A 14,307-nucleotide genomic window follows, 5' to 3' on the forward strand; every position below is an offset into this window, starting at 1 on the left:
TGGTGCGCGAGGGCGTGCCGGCGACGGCGATCACGGTGATCGGCCGCGGCGAGCAGGGCCTGCTGGTGCAGACCGGCGACGGCGTGCGCGAGCCGCAGAACCGCCGCGTCGAGATCGTCATCCAGTAAGACTGCCCCCAAGCTGGGCTAGCGGGACGGCCGGGCTCTGCCCGGCCGTTTCCGTTTGTCCGCCCAGAATTCTGCTGGGGCCAAATCTTTGCAGTCAGCCGCCGCTTTTCGGGTTGGCGGGCCCGGGGGGCCCCTCTATATCCGGGCGAGGAGAATAGTCATGTCGCAAGTACTCATGCCCAAGGCGACCGCCGTCTGGCTGGTCGAAAACACGACCCTGACGTTCGATCAGATCTCGACCTTCACCGGTCTGCATCCGCTCGAGGTCCAGGCGATCGCCGACGGGGAGGTGGCCGGCGGCATGACCGGGCTCGACCCGACGACGAACGGCCAGCTCACCAAGGAAGAGATCAAGCGCGGCGAGGGCGATCCATCGGTGCGCCTGCGGCTCAGCCCGCGCGACATCCCCGAGCCGATCGCGCGCTCGAAGGGGCCGCGCTACACGCCGGTCGCCAAGCGGCAGGACCGGCCCGATGCGATCGCCTGGCTGCTCAAGGTCCATCCCGAGCTGCTGGATGCCCAGGTCGCCAAGCTGGTCGGCTCGACCAAGAGCACCGTCCAGTCGGTGCGTGATCGCACGCACTGGAACATGCAGAACGTCCGGCCACGCGACCCGGTGACGCTGGGGCTCTGCACCCTGCGCGATCTCAACGAAGCCCTGGACGCCTCGCGCCGGCGCGCCGCGCGGGATGACGCAGCCAGGAAGAAGGGTGCTGCGATGGCGGCTGTCGAGGAAGAGCCCGATAGCGAGGCAGCCGATCAGGCGATCGACCCGGCCGAGGCCGACCAGCCGGACTCCGAGGATATCCGGCGCAACTGAAAATGTGACAGCAGCGTCAACGAGACGCTCGCCACGCGCCGCAAACAGCGGCACAGTGAGGGCGGGAGGAAGGCGCCTCGAGTGCGCTGTTCCCGGCAGGCAAAGGAGGAAACTTGTCAATGATGCACCTCAAGGGTGCGACTGTCGCTGTGGCGGCGCTGTCGCTCATGTTGACCGCAGGGGCGGTCGCCCAGGACAAGGCCACGGAGCTGCGCTACACCACCGGCGCACCCGAGAAGACGCCCTGGGTCACGCCTCAGCTGCGTCGCTTCGAGAAGGACGTGGCCGAGGAAAGCGGCGGCAAGCTCAAGATTTCCTCCTTCGTCAACGCCCAACTCGGCAACGAGCAGGACACGGTGCAGCAGGTGGCGCGTGGCCGCATCGACATGGGCGGCTTCTCCAACGGCGCCGTGGCGCTGATTGCGCCGGAGCTCGCCCTGCTGGGGCTGCCGTTCTTCTTCAAGAATCTCGCCGAGCAGGATTGCACGGTGGATGCCATGACCAAGCCGGTGTCCGACCTTCTGTCCAAGAAAGGCATCAAGTTCCTGGGCTGGACCGAGGTCGGGACCGGCGACATCGTCGGCAAGAAGCCCTATCTGGTGCCGGCCGACGTGAAGGGCCTCAAGGCCGCCTCGGCGTCCAACAAGGTGTCGGCGGCGATGTGGGCGACGCTCGGCGCCAACCCAACCCCGATCGGCATCACCGAGATCGCCTCGGCGTTCCAGACCGGCCTCACCGACGTCAATGCCACCGTGATCACCTTCTACCTGCCGTCAGGCCTCGCCAAGGTGGCGCCGGTGCTGTCGCGAGTCGAGCTCGCCGACGCGCCCGGAATCATCCTCATCAACAAGGCGGTCTATGACAAGCTGCCGGCCGCCGAGAAGGCGGCCCTCGACAAGGCCGTCGCACGACGCAGCGCCGATCAGCTGCGCAAGGAAATCCGGGGCTTCGAAGCGACCCTGCGCGACATGCACGTCAAGGCGGGCGGCACGATCGTCACGCCGACACCCGAGCAGCGCGAACTGTGGCGCAAGGCCCTGCAGCCTGCGTGGCCCAAGATGGTGCAGGAAGTGGGTGGCGATGCGGCGAACTTCTACAAGCAGATGGAGTCCGCGCGCGCGGCCTGCGAGAAGAAGGCCTAAGCGCCCGAAATGAACGACGCATCCGACGCGTCCGCGCCGCCCGGCGCGGCGCGGGTGCTGGCGGCGTGGCACAGGGTCGAGTGCTGGATCGCCGTCGCCTGCTTTTCGTTCATTGCCATCATTCTGGTGCTCGATGTCCTGGGGCGCGAGTTCGTCGGCCCGGTGTTCAATCTGTTGGGGATCGACGTCGGCCCGACCGGCATCTTCGCCTCCCAGCGCTTCTCGATCTACGCCCTCGTGGTGGGCAGCTTCGCCGGCATCGGCATCGCGACGGCGACCGGCAGTCACCTCGTTCCCCGGGTCGGCTTCGGCTGGGCGCCCAAGGCCTGGGAGCCGTGGATGGACCGCCTCGCCGACGCCGTCACGGGCTGCTTCCTGCTCGCCGTGACCTACTACGGCATCCTGTTCGTGAACTCGACCTTCGCTGCCGACCTGCGCGCCCCAGTGCTCAACTGGGCGGTATGGCCGTTTCAGATCGCCATTCCCGCCGGCTTCCTGTCGGCCGCCAGCCGCTATTTCATCTACGCGATCTGGCCGTCATTGCGTCCCCGTCCGCCGGAATTCCAGGAATGACCTCAGTCGCCCTGATCGGGCTGATCGCGCTGCTGTTGTTCCTGCGTCAGCCTCTCCTTGTGATCCTGCTGGGGGTGGCCGCCTTCGTTCATGTCGTGTGGGGACGGGGGCAGCTCGACTACATCGTCGAGGACATGTGGATCGGGCTCGACAAGGAACTGATCCTGTCGATCCCGCTGTTCATCCTGTGCGGCAACGTCATGACGCGCGGCTCGATCGCCCAGCGGCTGATCGACATGCTGGCCGCGGTGACGCGCCCGCTGCCCGGCGGAATGGCGGTCGCCTGCGTGCTCGCCTGCTCGGTGTTCGCCGCGATCTCCGGCTCGTCGATCGTGACCATGCTGGCGATCGGCTCGGTGATGTACCCGGCGATGCGGCAGGCCGGCTACGACGTCAAGTTCACCCTGGGCGCCATCATGTCGGGCGGCACGCTCGGCATCATCATCCCGCCGTCGATCCCGATGATCATCTACGGGCTCGTCACCGAGACCTCGATCACCGACCTGTTCGCGGCCGGCTTCGGGCCCGGTATTCTCCTGACGCTCGTGCTGTCGGGCTACGCCGTCTGGGTCAATCGCAAGCGTCCGCGCGAACGCTTCGATCTCGCCGAGGTCTTCACGACATTCCGCCGCGGCATCTGGGCGCTGCTCATGCCGGTGATCATGCTGGGCGGCATCTACAGCGGCTACTTCACCGCCACGGAGGCAGCCGCGGTGGCGCTGGCCTATTCCATGGTGATCGAGATCTTCGTGCACAAGGAGCTGAAGTTCGTCGATTTCTACAATGTCGTGCTCGAGGCTTCGAAGCTCGGCGGCTCGCTGTTCCCGGTCCTGGCGGTGGCGCTCAGCCTCAACATCATCCTGATCGAGCATCGCGTGCCGCAGGGCATGGTGGCGTTCATGCAGGGCTACATCGACAGCCCGATCGCTTTCATGCTGCTGGTCAATGTCCTGTTGCTGATCGTCGGCTGCCTGATGACCACGGGCGAGGCGATCCTCGTCCTGGCGCCGCTGCTCGCACCGGTCGCCGCAGCCTATGGCTACGACAAGGTCATCTTCGGCCTGATCATGATCCTCAACCTCGAGATCGGCTATTTGACGCCGCCGGTTGGCCTCAACCTGATTGTCGCCATGAGCGCCTTCAAGCAGCCGTTCGGCCTGCTCTGCCGCGCCGCCATTCCGTTCATCCTGCTTATGCTGGGCTGCCTCGCCCTGGTCGTCTGGCAGCCCTGGATCGCGATGTACTTCGTGACGGGGAAGTTCTGAACTCATTCTCCTCCCCAGCGAAGTTGGGGAGGTGTCGCCGTCTTACGGCGACGGAGGGGTCATGAGCCTCATGCGGACCGCGGGCGTCTCGCCCGCTCAAGATCATGAGCATGAGCGGACGGGACGCCCGCGGTCCGGAAGACTCTCGACCCCTCCGTCGGCGATGACGCGGACACCTCCCCAGCGAAGCTGGGGAGGCAAAATTCACACCGTCAGCATGACCTTGCCGACATGGTCGCCGCGCTCCAGCTCGGCGTGCGCGCCGGCGGCGTCGACGAGGCGGAAGGTCTTGTAGATGATCGGCTTGATGGCGCCAGCTGCGAGAAGCGGCCATACCTTCTCCTTCAGGCCCTGCGCCATGCGTCCTTTGCTGGCGATGCTCTGCGGCCTGAGCGTCGAGCCGGTCAGCGTCAGGCGGTTCATCATGACGAGGCCAGCGCTGATCGTCGCCGTCGCTCCGAGCTGCACGGCAATGACGACGCAGCGGCCATCCGGTTTCAGGAGCTGCAGGTTCTTCGGCAGGTAGTCGCCTGCCACCATGTCGAGCACGACATCGATCCCGCCCGACAGTTCCCTGACCTCGGCCGCCCAGTCGTTGTCCTTGTAGAGGATCACATGATCGGCGCCGAGGGCGCGCACGGCCTTCGCCTTCTCAGGCGTCCGCACCGTCGTGAAGACGGTGGCGCCGAACGCCTTGGCGAGCTGGATGGCCGTCGTGCCGATGCCGCTCGCCCCGCCGTGGATCAGTACGCTTTCGCCGGCCGAAAGGCGGCCGCGCTCGAACAAGTTGTGCCAGACGGTGAAGTAGTTCTCCGGCAGCGCCGCCGCGCGCAGCATGTCGAAACCCTCGGGGAGCGGCAGGCATTGCGGCGCGGGAACGGTGCAGTATTCGGCATAGGAACCGCCGGGGGTCAGGGCGCAGAGCGCATCGCCGGCCTTCCATCCGCTGACGCCGCCGCCCAGGGCGGCGACCGTGCCGGCGGCTTCGAGGCCGGGCAGGTCCGAGGCGCCCGGCGGCGGCGGATACAGACCGGCCCGCTGGGCGATGTCCGGCCGATTGACGCCCGTCGCTGCGACCCGAATCAGAATCTCGCCGTCCTTGGGTTGCGGCACCGGCCGGGTCGTCGGCACCAGCGCCTCCGGCCCGCCCGGCTTCTTGATCTCGACACAGGTCATCGTTGCGGGGAGTGCGCTCATGGTCGGCCTTTCGAAGGGAGGGGAGCAGTGCTAGGTCTCCCTTAGCCACTTCCGTGGAGCAACGCCATGGCCTACGACCTCGACGATCTCGATCCGCGACAGAAGAAAAAGCAGCCGCTCAACCTCGACTCGATGAACGTCGAGGACCTGCAGGAGTACGTCGCTGCGTTGCAGGCCGAGATCGTGCGGGTCGAAGCCAAGATCAAGGCCAAGCAGAGCCATGCCGCGGCGGCTGCCGCCTTCTTCAAGAAGTAGAGCTCCGTGGTCGACGCCAGGTTCCTGAAGCCAGACACGCTGGCGCTGCACGCCGGTCAGCATCCCGATCCGGTCACCGGCGCGCGCGCCGTGCCGATCTATCAGACGACGTCGTTCGTGTTCCGCGACGTCGATCATGCCGCGAGCCTGTTCAACCTCGAGGTCGGCGGCCACATCTACAGCCGCATCTCCAATCCGACGGTTGCCGTGTTCGAGGAAAGGGTGGCGGCGCTGGAGGAGGGCACCGGCGCGCTGGGAGTCGCGAGTGGACAGGCGGCGCTGCACATCGCCATCGCCACCCTGATGGGTGCCGGTGGGCACATCGTGGCGTCGACCTCGCTCTACGGCGGCACGCGCAACATGCTGGCGCTCACCCTGCCGCGCTTCGGCATCACGACGAGCTTCGTCAATCCGCGCGACCACGACGGCTTTCGCCGCGCCATCACGCCGGCGACGCGGCTGGTGCTGGGCGAGACGATCGGCAATCCGGGTGGCGAGGTGCTCGACGTTCCGGCAATCGCCGACATCGCCCATGCGGCGGGCATCCCCCTGATGATCGACAACACCTTCGCCTCGCCGGTGCTGTGCCGGCCGCTGACGCTGGGCGCGGACATCGTCTTTCATTCGGCGACCAAGTTCATCGGCGGCCACGGCGTGGCGATCGGCGGCGTGATCGTCGAGGCCGGTCGTTTCGACTGGGAGCAGTCGGGAAAGTTCCCGACGCTGACCGAACCCTATGCCGGCTACCACGGCATCGACTTCACCGAGGAGTTCGGGCCGCATGCCTTCATCATGCGGGCGCGCACTGAAGGCGTCCGTGACTTCGGTTGCTGCATGGCGCCGCAGACGGCGTTCTACTTGTTGCAGGGACTGGAGACGCTGCCGCTGCGCATGGCGCGTCATGTCGAGAATGCGCGCAAGGTGATCGCCTTCCTGAAGGCCAATCCCGCTGTCGAGCGCATCGCCTCGCCCGAGCTCGCCGACCATCCTGATCACGCGCTCGCCCAGCGCCTGCTGCCGAAGGGCACCGGCTCCATCTTCGGCTTCGATATCAAGGGCGGCCGCGACGCCGGGCGGCGCTTCATCGAACGGCTGCGCCTGTTCTCCCATCTCGCCAATGTCGGCGATGCCAAGTCGCTGGTCATTCATCCGGCATCGACGACGCACGCCCAGCTCGATGCGGCGGCGCTTCAGCAGGCCGGCATCGGCGAGGGCATGATCCGCCTCTCGGTCGGTCTCGAGGACCCCGACGACCTCGTCGACGATCTCAGCCAGGCGCTGCGCGCCGCGCTCAAGGGCTGACCATGAAGCTCACCGTCAATGGCGAGACCGTGTTCGCCACGACCGGTGGCGTCGCCTTCGATGCCGCCAGGCCCGCCGTCGTCTTCCTGCACGGCGCCGGCTTCGACCGCACGATCTGGCGGCTGCAGACGCGCTGGTTCGCCCATCACGGACGAAGCGTGCTGGCGATCGACTTTCCCGCCCATGGCTGGTCGTCGGGCGAACCGCTCGGCAGCATCGCCGCAATGGCGGACTGGACGGCAGCGCTGATCGACGCGGCAGGATTAAAGAGCGCCGCGCTGGTCGGCCATTCGATGGGTGCCCTCGTGGCGGTCGAGACGGCGGCGCGCTTTCCCGACAAGGTGCGCGCGCTCGGCCTGTGCGGTGTCGCCGCGGAGATGCCGGTACATCCGGAGATGCTGGCCTCGGCCAAGGACGGCACGCTCAAGGTCCAGGAGCTGATGACCTTCTGGGGCATCGGCAACGCCCTTCACAAGGGCGGCATGGTCTCGCCCGGCCTATGGCTGCGGCGCGAATCCCTGGCCGTCCTGGCGCGCAACAGGCCGGGCGTCATCCATGCCGATCTCGCGGCCTGCAATGCCTACAAGGACGCTGTGGCGCGCGCGGCCGCCGTCGCGTGTCCGACCGTGCTGGTGCTGGGCGACGGCGATCTCATGACGCCGGCGGTCAAGGCCAAGCCACTCGCCGGTGCGATTGCCGGCGCACACACCGTGACGATCGCCAACAGTGGCCACTTCATGCTTGTCGAGCGGCCCGACGAGACGCTGGAGGCCCTGAGGCGCTGTGTCTGAGCGGGTTGCCCTCGTCACCGGCTCGACTTCGGGGATCGGCGAAGCGATCGCGCGCAGGCTGGCCCGGGACAGTTACATCGTGGCGCTGCATGGCCGGCGACCTGAGAAGGCAGTTGCGGCGATGCTCGCTGCGCTGCCGGGCGCCAGCTACCACCCGGCCGATCTCGCCGATCCAGCCGAGGCCGGCCGGCTCGTGGGCGACGTGATCGCGCGCCACGGCCGTCTCGACGTGCTGGTCAACAATGCCGGCGAGACGCTGCGCCTTCCCCATGACGACCTCAAGGGGGCGACGCCCGCTTTGTGGCATCGCATGATGGATGTAAACCTGATCGCGCCATGGATGCTGATTGCCGAGGCGGAAGCCGCGCTGCGCAAGTCGGCCGAGCAGGGCAGGCCGGCCAGCATCGTCAACATCGGCAGCCATGCCGGATTCCGCCCGAAGGGCGCGTCGATCCCCTATGCGACCGCCAAGGCGGCGCTGCACCATGTGACACGCCTGCTGGCCTTAACGCTGGCGCCGGCAATCCGGATCAACTGCGTGGCGCCGGGCCTGGTCGACACGCCGATGAGCGCCGGCTGGGAGGCATCTTACGCATTGTGGAATTCCAAGGCGCCGATGAGACGCCCGGCGCGCCCCGAGGACATCGCCGATCTGGTGGCAGCGCTGTGCGCCAACGACTACGTTACCGGGGAAATCATAGTTGCCGACGGTGGATTGAACCTCACCTAGCCCTCCTGCGCTGCAGCGCAGGTTCAGGTGGTGTAAAGCAAGAAATCGATGCCCGTCTCCGAAGCTCAGCAGGAGCGAAGGGGGCTAGCCAGACACGGAGGAAACCATGAACGTCCAGACCTTGCCGCCGGGTTACAAGACTGCGCCCTGGACGCCGCCCGACAAGATCACCGGCGCGATGCTGGCCGAGGCCAGCGGCAAGCTGATCGACCTCCTGCGCATCCGCACCCAGCCGATCGGCATGCGGCTGTTTGAGGACCCAAAGGACATGGAGGCAATCAAGGGCCTGCGCAAACCGACCGATGGTTTCAAGTTCACCATGTGCCAGATGGTGACGCAGTCGCGCTGGTACGGCTTCACCCTCGGCATCACCGTCGACAACACGCGCGGCGGCAATTGCGGCGGCGTGGTCGGCCTCAACCATCCGGGCGAGGGTTTCCTGTCGGGCGATCACATGAACGGCGTGTGGTTCGGCAACAAGGAGGCGTCGGCGGCGCACCAGGCGCAGATGCCGCGCGTGCCGTACGGCACTTACAATGGCTTGGTTGTGTCACCGCTGCGCTCGGCGCGACTCGATCCGCCCGACATCTGCCTGTTCTACGGCACGCCGGGCCAGATGATCTATTTCATCAACGGCCTGCAGTTCCATCGCTATCGCCGCTACGACTTCACGGTGACCGGCGAGAGCGCCTGCGCCGATTCATGGGGGCGCGCGCTCGCCACGCGGCAGACCTCGCTGTCGCTGCCCTGCTATGCCGAGCGACGCTACGGCGGCGTCGCCGACGATGAATTGCTGATGGCCTGCCCGCCGGACGAGTTCCTGCGCGCCATCGAGGGAATGGGTCATCTCGGCAAGAACGGCTTGCGCTATCCGTTCCCGCCCTACGGCGCGGCGATGGATCCCGCTTTCGGCATGGCCAAGAGCTACGGCTGACGTGCTGTTCGTCGTTGCCTGGCCATTGCTGGCGGAGGCCGACGACATCGCCCTGCGGCGGTTGCGCGCGCAGTACCATCCCGGCGAGGCCGACCTGATCGGCCCGCATTTCACCCTGGTGTTCGGCGCCGCGCCCGGCGAGGAGGAGCGTCTTCGCGCATTGCTGGCCGATCTGGCACGGCGACGGCCGTTCTGGTTCATGCTCGACCGCCTGGTTCGCCACGACCTCGCGCCGCCCTCGCGCGCGGCCTATCTCTTCGCGACGCCGGCCGATGGTGCCGCCGAGCTGATCGAGCTGCACGAGACGCTCAATCCCGAGCCCGCTCGCGAGGCTTTCGAGCCCCATATCACGGTGGGCCTGTTCGACCATGCCGCGGCCGCCGAGCAGGTGGCGCGCATCGTCGAGCGCCAGCACCTGCCCATGCATGGCCGCGTCGAGGAACTGGCCCTGCTGCGGCGCGACGGCGGCGCGCTCGAGACACTGCAGGCGGTGAGGTTGGTGCAGTAGCAGTTTTCCCCCCCGTCATCGGGGGAGGTGCCCCGTCATACGGGGCGGAGGGGGAAGGCCCCAGACACGACGCTTCCTATTCCGACGTCAGGATCGGAGACACCCGGACTGAGGCTTTCCCCCACCGGCCCTTCGGGCCACTTCCCCCGATTACTCCCCGATTACGGGGGGGAAACGAATTTGGTTACCACCACAACGGAGGAAGCGGCGGCAGGCGGACGTTGCCGGGGCGGGCCACGACGCCGAACCGGGCCAGGGTCTCGCGCACCTCGCGCGGGGCGTGGAGGGCGGGGCCCTTTGCGTCGATGCCGCTCAAGTGCAGCAGCCGATCGAAGATCCGTTGCCAGCGATCCTCCTCCCCGGGAAAGCGGCGCAGCTCGACCTGGATCGACTCGTCTATGCCTGCCTTGGCCCTGGCAATGTCGAGTGCGCGTTGCAGGCCGCCCAGCTCGTCGACCAGGCCCACGGACTTGGCGTCGACGCCGGAGAAGACGCGACCGCGCGCGACCGAATCGAGGCGGGCCCCTTCGAGCTTGCGGGCTTCGCCGACCTGGCGCGTGAAGGCGGCGTAGATGTGATCGAGCTCACGCGCGACGGCAGCGCGTTGCGCCGCGGTGGGAGGCTGGAAGGGCGAGTACATGCCGGCGTTGGTGCCGACCGCCAGGCGCTCGACGCGGACGCCGAGCGAGGTCAGCAGCTCGCTCGCCACGGGCCATATGCCGAACACGCCGATCGATGCGGTGATGGTGGTCGGCTGGGCGACGATGGCATCGGCCTTGATTGCGGCCAGGTATCCGCCGGATGCCGCTACGTCGCTCATCGACACGATCACCGGCTTGCCCGCGTTCCGGGCGCGCGCCACGCCGTTGGCGATGGCGTCGGCCGCCGGATAGGTGCCGCCGGGCGAGTCGACGCGCAGCACGATGGCGCGCACCCCCTTCGCCTTCACCGCCTTGTCCAGGGCGTCGGTGACGTCGTCCGCCTGCGCCATCGAATCGCTGTCCAAAGGGCCCGAGGGGCCACCGCCCGAGACGATCGGGCCGCTGACCTGCACCAGCGCGACCACCTCGCCGCGCGGCCTCGGCCGGGCATCATCGGCTGCGTAGTCGGACAGGGTGACGAGCTCGCGGGTCTTGGCGCGCCGCCACGCTTCGTTCAGGGCATCGTCACGATAGCCGAGCTTGTCGACCAAGCCCTCGCGCTGCGCCTGATCGGCCTCGAACGGAACGGAGTCGATCGCCCGCCGCAGCTTTTCGGGTTCGAGGCGGCGATCGCGGGCGACATCGGCGATGAACTGGCCGAACAGGCTGTCGAGCAGCTTCTGAAGATTCTCCCGCGCCGGGCCGGTATAGCCCGTCTCGCGGAAGGAGTCGGGCGCGCTTTTGTACTCGAAGCGCTTGCCACCCTCGATCTGAATGCCCAGCCGATCGAGCCCGGTCTTGAGGAACGGCGTCTCGATGGCGATGCCGGCGACGGCGAAGCCGCCGCTCGGCTGCAGCCAGATCTGGTCGAGCGCGGCGGCGAGATAGTAGTCCGCGAAGTGGGCGCCGCCGCTGCCCAGCGATTCGGCGAAGCCGATCGCGAACTTGCCCTTGCTGCGCAGATGGGCAATCGCCTGGCGCAGCTCCTGGACGCGTGCCAGTCCCGCCCGTTCGTCGCCGATATCGACGAACAGGCCGACAACCCGTGGATCGTCGGCTGCCTGCCGCAGGAGCTGGACCGTCTCGACGATGTCGCGCTTGTCGGAGAACAACCCACCACTCCAGAGATCTCCCGAGACCGTCTCAGGGGGTACGTCGCGCAGGTCGAGCGACAGGACGATCGATTGCGGCAGCGGCTTGCTCGAGAACGTCCCCGACGAGACGAGGGCGATGACGCCACCGATCGCAATCAGGACGAGGGCGCCCACGGTGGCGAGCAGGCCCACAATGAATCGCCACATGGTTGCTCCGATCAGCTTTCAGGATTTGACGAGATTCGGCCGGAACGTCCGTGCGGCGTCAAGCATCGCCGAAGCCGAGACATCGAGCCCGTTGTCGCGCACCAGCACGGCGGTCGGCATGCCGCGGATCGGTCGCAGGCCATCGTCGAGGTTCCACATAGACAGGCGCAGATTGGCCGCGATGAACGCCTCCGGGGCGACGCCGATCTCGAGCTGGGGACGCAGCGCCAGCCGCCGCAACCTCACCCACTGGATGTCGCTCCAGGCAAGGCGGCAGTTGCGCCCGAATCCCAGGGACACACCGCCGCTGTCGATGACGACTTGCGGCGTGCGATCGAGATAGTGGCTGATGCCGACGTAGACATAGTAGGCCATCGCCGCCGCCAGCATGGCGAACATCACGAAGCGCGGATCGTTCAGTGAGAGGGTCGGCGCGTTGGTCGGGTTGCGGACGAAATAGACGATCGCCGCCGTCACCATGCCGGCCGACACCGCCGCCATGCTGATGTTGTGCAACAGACTGTAGCGCGCCTCGACCGGCCGAACGGCAGCTCCCATGGATTCCAGCCTACAACGACACCTCACCCCGAGGAGCGGCCCCGAAAGGTCGTGTCTCGAAGGGTGGGCTACAGATCAGGTGCTGCCACACGACTTTTCCAACGATCTCCTGTGGCCCATCCTTCGAGACGCGCCCTCCGGGCGCTCCTCAGGATGAGGACATGGTTGGTCCGGCCCAGGCATGGCGCCGATGAAGGCAACCACCGCCGTGGCCTCACGCACACTGCGCGCGATGGCGCAGCAGATGGTCTGCCAGCACGCACGCGACCATCGCCTCGGCGACCGGCGTGGCGCGCAGGCCGACGCAGGGGTCATGGCGGCCCTTGGTGCGCAACTCGACCTCGTTGCCGAAGCGATCGACGCTGCGCACCGGCGTGAGGATCGAGCTGGTCGGCTTCACGGCCAGGCGGCAGACGATGTCCTGCCCCGTCGAGATGCCGCCCAGGATGCCGCCGGCGTGGTTGCTCAGGAAGGTCGGGGCGCCGTCCTCCATGCGCATCTCGTCGGCATTCTCCGCGCCGCTCATCGCCGCTGTGGCGAACCCGTCGCCGATCTCGACGCCTTTCACGGCATTGATGCTCATCAGCGCCTTGGCGAGGTCGGCATCGAGCTTGTCGTAGACCGGATCGCCGAGGCCCGGTGCGATGCCGGAGGCGACGACCTCGATCACCGCGCCGCACGAGCTGCCGCGCTTGCGCACGTCGTCGAGATAGCCCTCCCAGACCTGCGCCGCCTGCCGGTCGGGGCACCAGAAGGGATTGTCCGCCGTCGCCTCCCAGTCCCACTTGTCGCGCGCGATCCTCTGGGTGCCGAGCTGAACCACGGCGCCGCGGATGGTGACGCCGCCACCCAGGATCCTGCGGGCGATGGCGCCGGCGGCGACGCGCACGGCTGTCTCGCGCGCCGATTGGCGGCCGCCGCCGCGATAGTCGCGCACACCGTACTTCTTCCAGTAGGTGTAGTCGGCGTGCGAGGGACGGAACTTGTCCTTTATCTCCGAATAGTCGCGCGAGCGCTGGTCGACATTGTCGATGTGCAGGCCGATCGGCGTGCCGGTGGTGACGCCCTCGAAGACGCCGGACAGGATTCGGACGGTGTCGGGCTCCTGGCGCTGGGTGACGAAGCGCGACTGGCCGGGCCGACGCTTGTCCATCCACACCTGGATGTCGGCTTCGGCGAGCGGGATGCGCGGCGGCGTGCCGTCGACCACGCAGCCGATCGCCGGGCCGTGGCTCTCGCCCCAACTCGTGAACTTGAACAGCGTTCCGAAGCTGCTGCCGGCCATGCCCGCCGGCCTCCCGTCCTACTCGCCCTCGAAATTGCCGAGCAGCTCGGCGATCTGCTTGGCCGAAGAAGTCTTGATCATGCCGACGACGTGATAGCCGCCGTCCACATGCATGATCTCACCGGTCATGCCGGTGCCGAGATCCGACAGCAGATAGAGGGCGGCGTTGCCGACTTCCTCTTGAGTGATGTTGCGCTTCAGGGGCGAGTTGAGCTCGTTCCACTTCAGTATATAGCGCCCGTCGTTGATCCCCGCGAAAGCCAGGGTCTTGATCGGTCCGGCCGAGATGGCGTTGACGCGGATCTTCTGCTCCCCGAGATCGGCCGCCAGGTAGCGCACGCTCGCCTCCAGCGCCGCCTTGGCGACGCCCATCACGTTGTAGTGTGGGATCACCCGCTCGGCGCCGTAGTAGGTGAGGGTGAGGATGCAGCCGCCGTTCGACATGAGCGGCACGGCGCGCTGCGCCACCGCAGTCAATGAATAGCAACTCACGTTCATGGTGAGCTGGAAATTCTCCGGCGACGTGTCGAGGTAGCGGCCGCGCAGCTCGTCCTTGTTCGAGAAGGCGATCGCGTGGACCAGGAAGTCGAGCCCGCCCCATTGCCTGGACAGCTCGGCGAAGGTCGCGTCGATGCTGGCCGGATCGGTCACGTCGCAAGGCAGGATGATCTTGGCGCCGATCGAGCCGGCAAGCGGCCGGACCCGGCGTTCCAGGGCTTCGCCCTGGAAGGTGAATGCCACCTCGGCCCCCTGTTGATGGCAGGCCTTGGCGATGCCCCAGGCGATCGAGCGCTCGTTGGCAACGCCCATGACGAGGCCCTTTTTTCCGGCCATCAACTGTCCAGCTACGGTCATGGGTTGTTCTTAGCGGGGGACG

General features: G+C 67.2%; 15 protein-coding genes. 10 read left to right on the forward strand and 5 right to left on the reverse strand.

What is annotated here, in order from left to right:
* Positions 1-288: 288 nt before the first annotated feature.
* The 4 genes from AB7O82_RS21260 to AB7O82_RS21275 all read left to right on the forward strand — a co-directional run bounded on the left by AB7O82_RS21260 (position 289) and on the right by AB7O82_RS21275 (position 3,928).
* Positions 289-948, forward strand: coding sequence for a DUF1013 domain-containing protein (locus AB7O82_RS21260; protein ID WP_428555839.1), 660 nt, complete (start codon positions 289-291; stop codon positions 946-948).
* 119 nt (positions 949-1,067) lie between these two features.
* The gene (locus tag AB7O82_RS21265) at positions 1,068-2,090 is read left to right on the forward strand and encodes a TRAP transporter substrate-binding protein (protein ID WP_428555836.1); all 1,023 of its coding nucleotides are present in this window, start codon (positions 1,068-1,070) and stop codon (positions 2,088-2,090) included.
* A gap of 9 nt (positions 2,091-2,099) precedes the next feature.
* Positions 2,100-2,663, forward strand: a complete 564-nt coding sequence (locus AB7O82_RS21270) for a TRAP transporter small permease (RefSeq protein ID WP_428555833.1) — start codon at positions 2,100-2,102, stop codon at positions 2,661-2,663.
* Positions 2,660-3,928, forward strand: a complete 1,269-nt coding sequence (locus AB7O82_RS21275) for a TRAP transporter large permease (RefSeq protein ID WP_428555830.1) — start codon at positions 2,660-2,662, stop codon at positions 3,926-3,928. Before AB7O82_RS21270 ends, AB7O82_RS21275 begins: the two co-directional genes overlap by 4 nt.
* Before the next feature lie 204 nt (positions 3,929-4,132).
* Here AB7O82_RS21275 and AB7O82_RS21280 read toward each other — a convergent pair whose 3' ends face one another.
* Positions 4,133-5,125 carry an NAD(P)H-quinone oxidoreductase gene (locus tag AB7O82_RS21280; RefSeq protein ID WP_428547801.1) on the reverse strand — a complete coding sequence of 331 codons (993 nt, stop codon included), beginning with the start codon at positions 5,123-5,125 and terminating at the stop codon, positions 4,133-4,135.
* Between the two features lie 66 nt (positions 5,126-5,191).
* Between AB7O82_RS21280 and AB7O82_RS21285 the strand changes: the two genes are divergently transcribed.
* The 6 genes from AB7O82_RS21285 (at position 5,192) to AB7O82_RS21310 (ending at position 9,645) form a co-directional block, all read left to right on the forward strand.
* Positions 5,192-5,380 carry a DUF1192 domain-containing protein gene (locus AB7O82_RS21285; protein WP_428547804.1) on the forward strand — a complete coding sequence of 63 codons (189 nt, stop codon included), beginning with the start codon at positions 5,192-5,194 and terminating at the stop codon, positions 5,378-5,380.
* Positions 5,381-5,386: 6 nt separating this feature from the next.
* Complete coding sequence (locus tag AB7O82_RS21290; protein WP_428547807.1) at positions 5,387-6,682, forward strand: O-acetylhomoserine aminocarboxypropyltransferase; 1,296 nt, start codon at positions 5,387-5,389, stop codon at positions 6,680-6,682.
* A gap of 2 nt (positions 6,683-6,684) precedes the next feature.
* Complete coding sequence (locus tag AB7O82_RS21295; protein ID WP_428620115.1) at positions 6,685-7,473, forward strand: alpha/beta fold hydrolase; 789 nt, start codon at positions 6,685-6,687, stop codon at positions 7,471-7,473.
* Entirely contained in the window at positions 7,466-8,203 is a 738-nt protein-coding gene (locus tag AB7O82_RS21300) for an SDR family NAD(P)-dependent oxidoreductase (RefSeq protein WP_428547813.1), read from the forward strand. The genes AB7O82_RS21295 and AB7O82_RS21300 overlap by 8 nt, the downstream gene beginning before the upstream one ends.
* A gap of 178 nt (positions 8,204-8,381) precedes the next feature.
* Positions 8,382-9,137: a DUF169 domain-containing protein gene (locus tag AB7O82_RS21305; RefSeq protein WP_428547852.1), complete on the forward strand. Its 756-nt coding sequence runs from the start codon at positions 8,382-8,384 to the stop codon at positions 9,135-9,137.
* A gap of 1 nt (position 9,138) precedes the next feature.
* Positions 9,139-9,645, forward strand: a complete 507-nt coding sequence (locus tag AB7O82_RS21310; protein WP_428547816.1) for a 2'-5' RNA ligase family protein — start codon at positions 9,139-9,141, stop codon at positions 9,643-9,645.
* Positions 9,646-9,829: 184 nt separating this feature from the next.
* On the opposite strand, the gene AB7O82_RS21315 is transcribed toward AB7O82_RS21310, so the two are convergent.
* The 4 genes from AB7O82_RS21315 to fabI all read right to left on the reverse strand — a co-directional run bounded on the left by AB7O82_RS21315 (position 9,830) and on the right by fabI (position 14,285).
* A complete protein-coding gene (locus AB7O82_RS21315) occupies positions 9,830-11,587 on the reverse strand; it encodes a S49 family peptidase (RefSeq protein ID WP_428547819.1) in 1,758 nt (585 codons plus the stop codon).
* 18 nt (positions 11,588-11,605) lie between these two features.
* Positions 11,606-12,145, reverse strand: coding sequence for a hypothetical protein (locus AB7O82_RS21320; protein ID WP_428547822.1), 540 nt, complete (start codon positions 12,143-12,145; stop codon positions 11,606-11,608).
* Positions 12,146-12,359: 214 nt separating this feature from the next.
* Entirely contained in the window at positions 12,360-13,430 is a 1,071-nt protein-coding gene (gene aroC, locus AB7O82_RS21325; protein WP_428547825.1) for a chorismate synthase, read from the reverse strand.
* 18 nt (positions 13,431-13,448) lie between these two features.
* The gene (gene fabI / locus AB7O82_RS21330) at positions 13,449-14,285 is read right to left on the reverse strand and encodes an enoyl-ACP reductase FabI (RefSeq protein WP_428547828.1); all 837 of its coding nucleotides are present in this window, start codon (positions 14,283-14,285) and stop codon (positions 13,449-13,451) included.
* Positions 14,286-14,307 lie beyond the last annotated feature (22 nt).

The organism is Reyranella sp., from assembly GCF_050185545.1.
Taxonomy (GTDB): Bacteria; Pseudomonadota; Alphaproteobacteria; order Reyranellales; family Reyranellaceae; genus Reyranella.

Excerpts from the sequence above, each read along its gene's own strand:
- AB7O82_RS21260 (WP_428555839.1), top strand. The coding sequence starts at position 289 with ATGTCGCAAGTACTCATGCCCAAGGCGACCGCCGTCTGGCTGGTCGAA.
- AB7O82_RS21265 (WP_428555836.1), top strand. The coding sequence starts at position 1,068 with ATGATGCACCTCAAGGGTGCGACTGTCGCTGTGGCGGCGCTGTCGCTC.
- AB7O82_RS21270 (WP_428555833.1), top strand. The coding sequence starts at position 2,100 with ATGAACGACGCATCCGACGCGTCCGCGCCGCCCGGCGCGGCGCGGGTG.
- AB7O82_RS21275 (WP_428555830.1), top strand. The coding sequence starts at position 2,660 with ATGACCTCAGTCGCCCTGATCGGGCTGATCGCGCTGCTGTTGTTCCTG.
- AB7O82_RS21280 (WP_428547801.1), bottom strand. The coding sequence starts at position 5,125 with ATGAGCGCACTCCCCGCAACGATGACCTGTGTCGAGATCAAGAAGCCG.
- AB7O82_RS21285 (WP_428547804.1), top strand. The coding sequence starts at position 5,192 with ATGGCCTACGACCTCGACGATCTCGATCCGCGACAGAAGAAAAAGCAG.
- AB7O82_RS21295 (WP_428620115.1), top strand. The coding sequence starts at position 6,685 with ATGAAGCTCACCGTCAATGGCGAGACCGTGTTCGCCACGACCGGTGGC.
- AB7O82_RS21305 (WP_428547852.1), top strand. The coding sequence starts at position 8,382 with ATGCTGGCCGAGGCCAGCGGCAAGCTGATCGACCTCCTGCGCATCCGC.
- AB7O82_RS21315 (WP_428547819.1), bottom strand. The coding sequence starts at position 11,587 with ATGTGGCGATTCATTGTGGGCCTGCTCGCCACCGTGGGCGCCCTCGTC.
- AB7O82_RS21320 (WP_428547822.1), bottom strand. The coding sequence starts at position 12,145 with ATGGGAGCTGCCGTTCGGCCGGTCGAGGCGCGCTACAGTCTGTTGCAC.
- aroC (WP_428547825.1), bottom strand. The coding sequence starts at position 13,430 with ATGGCCGGCAGCAGCTTCGGAACGCTGTTCAAGTTCACGAGTTGGGGC.
- fabI (WP_428547828.1), bottom strand. The coding sequence starts at position 14,285 with ATGACCGTAGCTGGACAGTTGATGGCCGGAAAAAAGGGCCTCGTCATG.